Annotated in this window: 10 protein-coding genes; 5 read left to right on the top strand and 5 right to left on the bottom strand. The window is 38.9% G+C overall.

Annotation, left to right across the window (positions count from 1 at the left end; genetic code table 11):
* Positions 1-334: 334 nt before the first annotated feature.
* Positions 335-613 carry a peptidylprolyl isomerase PpiC gene (ppiC, locus tag H4J61_RS05430; protein WP_182135705.1) on the bottom strand — a complete coding sequence of 93 codons (279 nt, stop codon included), beginning with the start codon at positions 611-613 and terminating at the stop codon, positions 335-337.
* A gap of 227 nt (positions 614-840) precedes the next feature.
* On the opposite strand from ppiC, the gene can reads away from it, so the two are divergent.
* Positions 841-1,443 (top strand): carbonate dehydratase, encoded by a 603-nt coding sequence (gene can / locus H4J61_RS05425; protein ID WP_182184266.1) that lies wholly within the window; start codon positions 841-843, stop codon positions 1,441-1,443.
* Between the two features lie 145 nt (positions 1,444-1,588).
* The gene (locus H4J61_RS05420) at positions 1,589-2,236 is read left to right on the top strand and encodes a sulfotransferase (protein WP_182184265.1); all 648 of its coding nucleotides are present in this window, start codon (positions 1,589-1,591) and stop codon (positions 2,234-2,236) included.
* A gap of 28 nt (positions 2,237-2,264) precedes the next feature.
* On the opposite strand, the gene arsJ is transcribed toward H4J61_RS05420, so the two are convergent.
* The 3 genes from arsJ to H4J61_RS05405 form a co-directional block, all read right to left on the bottom strand.
* Positions 2,265-3,509, bottom strand: a complete 1,245-nt coding sequence (gene arsJ / locus H4J61_RS05415; protein WP_182184264.1) for an organoarsenical effux MFS transporter ArsJ — start codon at positions 3,507-3,509, stop codon at positions 2,265-2,267.
* A 43-nt stretch (positions 3,510-3,552) separates the two neighbouring features.
* Positions 3,553-4,590, bottom strand: a complete 1,038-nt coding sequence (locus H4J61_RS05410) for an ArsJ-associated glyceraldehyde-3-phosphate dehydrogenase (protein ID WP_182184263.1) — start codon at positions 4,588-4,590, stop codon at positions 3,553-3,555.
* Positions 4,591-4,667: 77 nt separating this feature from the next.
* Positions 4,668-5,018, bottom strand: coding sequence for a metalloregulator ArsR/SmtB family transcription factor (locus H4J61_RS05405; RefSeq protein ID WP_182184262.1), 351 nt, complete (start codon positions 5,016-5,018; stop codon positions 4,668-4,670).
* Positions 5,019-5,287: 269 nt separating this feature from the next.
* On the opposite strand from H4J61_RS05405, the gene H4J61_RS05400 reads away from it, so the two are divergent.
* The 3 genes from H4J61_RS05400 (at position 5,288) to bfr (H4J61_RS05390) (ending at position 6,605) form a co-directional block, all read left to right on the top strand.
* Positions 5,288-5,482 (top strand): (2Fe-2S)-binding protein, encoded by a 195-nt coding sequence (locus tag H4J61_RS05400; RefSeq protein WP_182135649.1) that lies wholly within the window; start codon positions 5,288-5,290, stop codon positions 5,480-5,482.
* A 155-nt stretch (positions 5,483-5,637) separates the two neighbouring features.
* Positions 5,638-6,102: a bacterioferritin gene (gene bfr, locus H4J61_RS05395; protein WP_182184261.1), complete on the top strand. Its 465-nt coding sequence runs from the start codon at positions 5,638-5,640 to the stop codon at positions 6,100-6,102.
* Positions 6,103-6,137: 35 nt separating this feature from the next.
* Positions 6,138-6,605, top strand: a complete 468-nt coding sequence (gene bfr / locus H4J61_RS05390; RefSeq protein WP_182135647.1) for a bacterioferritin — start codon at positions 6,138-6,140, stop codon at positions 6,603-6,605.
* 532 nt (positions 6,606-7,137) lie between these two features.
* Here the strand turns inward: bfr (H4J61_RS05390) and secF are convergent.
* A complete protein-coding gene (gene secF / locus H4J61_RS05385) occupies positions 7,138-8,085 on the bottom strand; it encodes a protein translocase subunit SecF (protein ID WP_182184260.1) in 948 nt (315 codons plus the stop codon).
* Positions 8,086-8,091 lie beyond the last annotated feature (6 nt).

The raw sequence follows: 8,091 nt of genomic DNA, 5'->3' as shown, positions 1-8,091 counted from the left end.
AATATAAAGCATGGATATTCATAAATATCGGCTTCGCTACGCGAAGCCTTATAAAGAGCTGATATAAACCCTCAATAATGAAAACTTACAATAATTAGTTTTCACACAGGCTGGGCTATCAGTTGACCTAAAGAATAACCAATAGCTAACGTCAACAAAGCGCACCAACCAGACCTAAATGACAAAAGAAAGGAACCACAAAATATAGTGGTTGATTGGGCTAAGTGGATAGCCCTTCAATTTTTATAGCTATTGAGATGGATAAGTACTGAGTTTTATAACTACTGCGTTTTAAAAGTACTCCGCCTTACGAAGACTTAGTTTTGCTCTATGATTAGTTTCTATAAATGGTTTGAATAAGATGATAACCAAATTTGGTTTTAATTGGACCATGCACAGTTAATATCGCTTTTTTAAAAACCACGTCATCAAAGGCTTTTACCATTTGGCCTGGCTTAAATTCGCCTAAATCTCCACCCTTCTTACCTGATGGGCAAGTCGAGTTTTTCTTAGCTAACTGTCCAAAGTCAGCCCCTTTGGCAATTTTAGCCTTTAATTCTTGCGCAAGCTTTTCGCTTTTAACTAAAATATGACGGGCACATGCAGCAGCCACATTATTCTCCAATTCATGGTTAATAGCGTTATTATAACTAATTATCGCCAAGGCAAAATAAATACTTTTAATTAACGCTGTAATTAGTTAACGCTGAATCATATTGAGCAAAACTCATCACTATATCCGTAACTAGGCGAATAGCCTCAGATATAAGACCAGTTTTTTCTTTACTTGTTAGCGTAACAACTTAGAATCACGGTATATTTTCCTTAGTTGTTCCCCCCATGAGTTCAATACAGCATTTATTTGACAATAATCAGCAATGGGCTGATAAGATAAAACAAGAAGATCCTAACTTTTTCAAGCATTTATCAGAACAACAGAACCCTGAATATTTATGGATAGGTTGCTCAGACTCTCGCGTACCGGCTAATGAATTACTGGGTATGCAACCGGGTGAAGTTTTTGTGCACCGTAATATTGCTAATCAAGTTATCCATACTGACCTAAATTGCCTTTCTGTGATTCAGTTCGCGGTTGATGTTTTAAAAATAAAACACATCATTGTTTGTGGACATTATGGCTGTGGCGGCGTTATTGCTTCTGTAGACAATCAAAGCCATGGTTTAATTGATAATTGGTTGCATCATATTAAAGATGTTTATCGCTTTCATAAAGCGCGTTTAGATGCTGTTGAAAATAAAACTGAACGACTAAAATTGCTCTGCGAATTAAATGTGATAGAACAAGTTGCCAACGTTTGTAACACAACTATCTTAAAAAAAGCTTGGGATATAAAGCAAGATGTTACCGTGCATGGCTTTGTTTATAATTTGCATGACGGTATTTTAAAAGACTTACAGGTCTCGGTTGATTGCAATAAATAATGGCGCTTAAAACTAGCCCTATAGCAAATGTTGTTACCGGGTCATAAGACACTACATAGACTTAGTTTTTATTGTCCTCAGCTTATACAATGGTGCACTCACCTTGTACAATAGTGAATTTTTCAGCACTAACATTGCAACTATTATGAACAAAATATTTATTATTGGCTTACCTAGAACCGGTACTACCAGTATTTGTGCGGCTATGCTTGAGTTAGGTTTTCATGTCGCACATACCGCGTATACCGATCGCTCATTCACTGAAGCGCAAGTGATCGCCGACACGCCGATATTTTGTGATTATCAATATTTAGATAAAGCTTATCCCAACGCTAAGTTTATCTACTTAGGGCGTGCTATGGATAAATGGCTACCTTCCATCGAGAAGTTACTCGCCCGTATGCATACCAACCTTATTCGTGACGATGGTGGCTTTAATCCGATAATTAAACGCTGTTATCAAACAATATTTACGCCCTATAATCTAGATAACATCAATGATTTTGAGTTTTTAGCACTATGCTACCAAGAACATCAAAGTCAGGTTTATCAGTATTTTCAAGGCCGGGAAGATGACTTTTTATCGATAGATATTAGCGACAGTCAGAGCTATAAACACTTACTGAGCTTTTTAGCGTTAACTGGCGATATTAATGCTCATAAAGCCGCTGGCTTAGGTTTTGAAAAACTTAATGTCGGCGGTAAGATCACCGCTTGGAAAGATATAAAAAACACCTTAAAAGTTAACTCTACCAATAAAGGTAGAGTGACTAAACTACCCTATTTAACCTAAACACCATCATCAAGTGTATCTTGCCTGATTAAGCGCTGTTGATTGATTGCTTGGTCAAATCACTACTAGCAGGATTAATTAAGCTGGCAAATAGCACGGCGAAAGCAATAAAAACTGCTGATATATATAGACAGGCCACTAAGCCATAAAGTTGAAAAATCCAGCCTGAAAGTACAGTACCTAACAACCGGCCACAGGCATTAGCCATATAATAAAAACCTACATCAAGCGACACACCGTCTTTACCCGCCATATCAACAATCAAAAAACTATGTAATGACGAATTAATGGCAAATAAAACTGCGAACACCATTAAGCCAATAATAACCACCCATTTCGCTGAGAAATCGCTCTGTAAGGCAAGCGCCATTGCTGCAGGAACCACAACCAATATAGCACCCCATATTGCGGCATCTCTGCCTGTGGGTGCTTTATTGCCAGGTTTTTTAGTTAATGTTGGCGCGAGCGTTTGCATCAGACCATAAAGCACGATCCAACCAGCCATAAAGCCACTGACCCCACTATGTGACCAAGCGAATTCTGTGGCTAAAAAAACAGGTAAAGCGATAACAAACCACACATCACGCGCGGCAAATAAAAATAACCTCGCGGCTGAAAGTAAGTTAATCGCTCGGCTTTTTGATAGTATCTCTTTAAATTTAGGTTGGTATTTAGCCTTACCTAAGTCTGCTTGCAACTTAAACAGACTGAACAGCCACACAATCGTTAACATGGCCGCCATCAGTGCAATAGCGCCGGTAAAACCTAGCCAGGTTAACAACACGCCACCGAGAAAAAAACCGATGCCTTTCAAGGTGTTTTTAGAGCCCGTTAATAGTGCCACCCATTGATAGAGTTTACCGCTCTGCCCTGCTGGTACTAAAAGTTTAATGGCACTTTTTGCGCTCATTTTATTCAGGTCTTTAGCGATACCAGACAAAGCTTGCGCCACCATGACATAAGCCACAGTGAGAAAACTACTCGGCACCAGTAGCATAACCAAAGCGATTATTTGTAAGGCCAAACCAATATTCATGGTTTTGTTTAGCCCGATACGAGCGCCCAACCAGCCCCCGACTAAATTGGTGATTACGCCAAAAATTTCGTAAAACAAAAACAGCAAGGCAATATTTAGCGGACTATAGCCGAGCTGATAAAAATACAGCACAACCAACATCCGCAGCGCACCGTCGGTTAGGGTAAATGCCCAATAATTACCGGTGATCATTAAATACTGTTTTACCTGAACTGATAGGCCACTGAGTGCTTTCATTTATGCAAATCTACTTTAGCTTTTAGCTTGGTGAGTTTTATGTCTAACTATTCAGATCAGAGTTCAGGTTAGAGTTCAGATCAGAGCGACCCACCATACGAGCGATTTCCGCTGTACGATTTGCATAGCCCCATTCGTTGTCATACCAAACATAAAGTTTAACTTGTGTGCCATTAACCACCATAGTTGAGGGTGCGTCGATAATGCACGAGCGTGGATCGGTTTTATAATCAATTGAAACTAGTGGCCGCTGTTCAAAACCTAAAATATCTTTTAGCTCGCCATTCGCCGCCGCTTGTAAATAGTCATTCACTTCTTGTTCTGTTGTGCCTCGTTCTAGCTCAAAAACACAATCGGTAATTGACGCGTTAGCCAGTGGCACTCGTACCGCATGGCCATTAAGTTTACCTTTAAGTTCGGGAAAAATATGGGTAATAGCCGTTGCTGAGCCGGTAGTGGTTGGAATTAAGCTCATGCCACAAGCACGAGCGCGACGTAAGTCTTTATGCGGTGCATCCAAGATGGTTTGCGTATTGGTGATATTATGAATGGTGGTCATTGAACCATGTTTAATGCCAATATTTTCGTGAATAACTTTTACCACCGGGGCAAGGCAGTTAGTGGTGCAAGATGCAGCAGTGACTATCGGGTGCTTGTCGCTGTCGTATTGGTCATCATTAACGCCCATAACAATATTTAATACGCCATCTTCTTTCACTGGCGCAGTAACGACCACACGTTTCACCCCTTGGTCTAAATAAGCTTGCAGTAATGCTGTAGATTTCATCACACCCGTTGCTTCAATAACTACGTCACAACCTGACCAATCTGTGTCGGCAATAGTGCTATTTTGGCTACAGATAATTTCATGGTTGTTAATCACTATATTTTCAGCTTTATGCTGCGCCTGATGCTGCCAAATACCGTGTATTGAATCAAAATTAAGTAAATGTGCTAAGGTTTCTGCGTTACCAGCAGGATCGTTAATTTTAATAATTTCAATATCATCCCAGCCATAGGCCACCCGCATCGATAAACGTCCAATACGGCCAAAACCGTTAATACCAATTTTAATTGTCATGATGATTTTCCTGTCAAAATTTATTTTATAATCACTTAGCCCGCTAAGTGATCTGGCTATTTTAAGCTTGGTGTCGCTTACTCACAACAATTTGCAATGCGTTCAGGCCTAGCGCCCATAAGATGTAACGCTTGCAAATGTGGAGTAATAAAGTTGATATTTTCTTTTAAGGTTAAACTGATAACCTGTTGTGCCCATGTGGCTACATCAGGATTAATGCTATAAAAAACCCACTGTTTTTGTTTACGTGTTAATAATAAGCCCGAGCTTTTTAATAGCGCCAAATGTCGGGATATTTTTGGCTGACTAGACTCAGCAAGTGCCGCCATAAGTTCGCAAACACAAAGCTCACCTTCTTGGGCAATCAGCAATATACTTTTAAGCCGTATATCATCAGCCAAATTTTTATAAAACTCAGTTGGATTCATTTGCTGCTCTTCTGGTTAATGCTCAGTTTAGGTGATAATAACCCAAGCCACTTAATAACGAAATAGTTATATAATAATTTTATTATAAAGCAATTATATTAAAATAAAAGTGGCTTAACGAACCTGGGTATTAAAATGCCCAGGACGCTTTAATAATTTAAATTATTAGGTTTATCAGTGTACTAATAAAAAGCACAAATTAATTGTTGAAACGAAACTAAATAAGAACTATTATCAATCGTGTTATCAATCACCAGCGAATTTTTATCATGTTTGTTTGTATTTGCAAAGGCATCACAGATCATCAAATTAAACAATTAGTCACTGAATCCGGTGTCGGGTCTATCCGTGAACTAAAACAGCACTTACCATTAGGTTCACAGTGTGGTACTTGCGTTAAGGTTGCTCAAAATATTATTAATAACACTATTATCAATGAGAGCTTATTTAAAGAAGTCGGCTAAAGAGCCCACTTACGTTAATAACCTGACTGCAACTGATAACGATTAACATTCTCAAGTTGTTGTTTTTAAATATTTTTTTAATCTATCCTTTTCATTTACCTACTTTCTTTCTATAATTGCAGCCAATATTTAATTAACTTAAATTTGAGATGCTAATGAAAGGCAACACCTCAGTACTCACCATACTTAATAAAGTACTCACCAGTGAACTAACATCGATTAATCAATATTTTCTACACGCTCGCATGTACAAAAATTGGGGTATTAATGCCTTAAACAGCAAGTGCTATAAAAAATCAATTCTCGATATGAAGCAAGCTGATAAGGTTATCGAGCGGATATTATTTCTTGAAGGCCTACCTAACTTACAACAATTAGCACCACTGGCTATCGGTGAACATACCGAAGAAATGATCCGTTGTGATCTTGGTTTTCAAACCGCACAAATTGCGGTAGTGCGTAACGCCATTACTATTTGTGAACAGCAACAAGATTATGTCAGCCGTGAAATGTTAGACACTATACTCAATGACGAAGAAGAACATTTAGATTGGCTGGAAACTCAGCAATACCAAATTAACGCTATGGGTATTGAAAAATTTATTCAGGCACAGCTGTAAACGGCTTAATCTAGACAATTTAGAAGGAAAATAATATGAAAGGTAATACGCAAGTTATTGCAGCATTAAACGGCCTACTCTCCTATGAACTAGCCGCAATGGACCAATATTTCATTCATTCTCGGATGTATGAAGATTGGGGCATGAATAAGTTATTTGAACGTATCGATCACGAATTTGACGATGAAAAGTTACATGCCTCAATGCTCATTCAGCGTATTTTATTCTTAGAAGGTATACCTGATATGCATACGCGCCAAGGCTTAAATATTGGCAAGACGGTTCCTGAAATGCTGCAAAGTGATTTAGATGTGGAATATGCCGATGCAAAAGCGCTTAGAGCCGCTATTGCGCTGTGTGAACAGGAAAAAGATTACGTAACACGTGAAATTCTAGAAAAATTATTAGACGATACTGAAGTTGATCATGCCTTCTGGTTGGAACAACAATTAGGTCTCATTAAAACTATAGGTTTACAAAACTATATTCAATCGCAGTTATAACCAATATAGCCAATATAGCCACTAAAATAGTCTATAGGTAGCCTTAATATTGTCACACTTTCACACCGACGTGCATGTGCTTATATGCAGGTAAGTTATTAGGGCAATGCAGGAGCAATTACCGAGCTGTATTAATGCTGTACAGCGCTATGGATGGTTAAGAGCCACCATGGATACTTAAGAGCGGCAGCGTGATCATAGCAGTGCCTACATCCTGACCGCCATTCTATAGATAAAAAGCCAGTGATGCTCGCTGGCTTTTTTAATACGCCAACGCCATATCTTCACTGAATAAAAAGCAATCAATCTCTGTAACTTTGTTAGCACTCATCTGGGTTTAGATAAGCATTCAATGGATTATTTAATCATCAGCATAAACTGTGATTAAAATACACGTCTTACCTTGGTCGATGTCTCTTCGCATAGAATAGCTCAGTGAGTAAATCAAGCCATGAGTTATAAAGTGCTGATCAAAAAAAGGCCCGCATAATGCGAGCCTTAATGAAATCTAACCATAAGCGCTAAGGGCGTTTTACGGTCTCATTTCTTCTTGATCCGCACCTTCTTTTTCAATCACTTCAGGAATTAAGTCTTCTTTAGAAATACCTAATGCCAACGCAACCGAGCTGGCTACATAAACTGATGAGTAAGTACCGACAAAAACCCCTAATAATAATGCTGTCGCAAAACCATGTATTAGCGCTCCACCTTTAAAGAACAAAGCAGCAAGTACTAACAAGGTAGTAATTGAAGTAATAACGGTCCGTGATAAGGTTTGCGTTAAAGAAATGTTGATCACATCTTCAGGCGTACCAGAACGTACTTTTCTAAAGTTTTCTCGGATACGATCCGAGACCACTATGGTATCGTTGAGTGAGTAACCTATTACCGCCAGTACCGCTGCAAGTACCGTTAAATCAAACTGTAACTGTAAAACAGAGAACAAGCCTAACGTTAACAATACATCGTGAAATAACGCGATAACTGAGCCTAAGGCAAAACGCCATTCAAAACGAAAGGCAACATAGACTAAAATACAGATCAGCGCCGTTAACATAGCTAAACCGCCCTGCTCTGCTAAATCATCGCCAACACTCGCCCCGACAAACTCAATGCGACGCATATCAATAGTTTGCCCAGTACCTGCTTGTAAAATATCAAGTACTTGGTTACCTAGCATTTCTGCTTTAACATCTTCACGTGGTGCTAAACGAATCACCACATCACGGCTTGAACCATATAACTGAACTACAGCATCATCAAAACCGTTTGAGTCCATAATAGCGCGAACTTTTGTCAAATCAGCCAATTCATCGAAACCAATTTCGATTAAAGTACCACCCGTAAAGTCTAAACCAAAGTTAAGCTTATTGGTCGCCAATGAAACAACCGAGGCTAGCATGAGTACAATGCTGAATACCAAGGCCACCTTGCGGTAGCGCATAAAGGCAACAGTTTCTTTTAATTGTAAAATTTGCATATAATT

The sequence above is a fragment of the Colwellia sp. MB3u-4 genome (assembly GCF_014077065.1).
Lineage (GTDB): Bacteria > Pseudomonadota > Gammaproteobacteria > Enterobacterales > Alteromonadaceae > Cognaticolwellia.
The sequence above is the reverse complement of the archived record's forward strand: the minus strand, read 5'-3'. Positions and strand labels throughout refer to the sequence as shown.

Coding starts and splice junctions, on each gene's coding strand:
- H4J61_RS05420 (WP_182184265.1), top strand. CDS start 1,589: ATGAACAAAATATTTATTATTGGCTTACCTAGAACCGGTACTACCAGT.
- secF (WP_182184260.1), bottom strand. CDS start 8,085: ATGCAAATTTTACAATTAAAAGAAACTGTTGCCTTTATGCGCTACCGC.
- arsJ (WP_182184264.1), bottom strand. CDS start 3,509: ATGAAAGCACTCAGTGGCCTATCAGTTCAGGTAAAACAGTATTTAATG.
- bfr (WP_182184261.1), top strand. CDS start 5,638: ATGAAAGGCAACACCTCAGTACTCACCATACTTAATAAAGTACTCACC.
- H4J61_RS05400 (WP_182135649.1), top strand. CDS start 5,288: ATGTTTGTTTGTATTTGCAAAGGCATCACAGATCATCAAATTAAACAA.
- bfr (WP_182135647.1), top strand. CDS start 6,138: ATGAAAGGTAATACGCAAGTTATTGCAGCATTAAACGGCCTACTCTCC.
- H4J61_RS05410 (WP_182184263.1), bottom strand. CDS start 4,590: ATGACAATTAAAATTGGTATTAACGGTTTTGGCCGTATTGGACGTTTA.
- can (WP_182184266.1), top strand. CDS start 841: ATGAGTTCAATACAGCATTTATTTGACAATAATCAGCAATGGGCTGAT.
- H4J61_RS05405 (WP_182184262.1), bottom strand. CDS start 5,018: ATGAATCCAACTGAGTTTTATAAAAATTTGGCTGATGATATACGGCTT.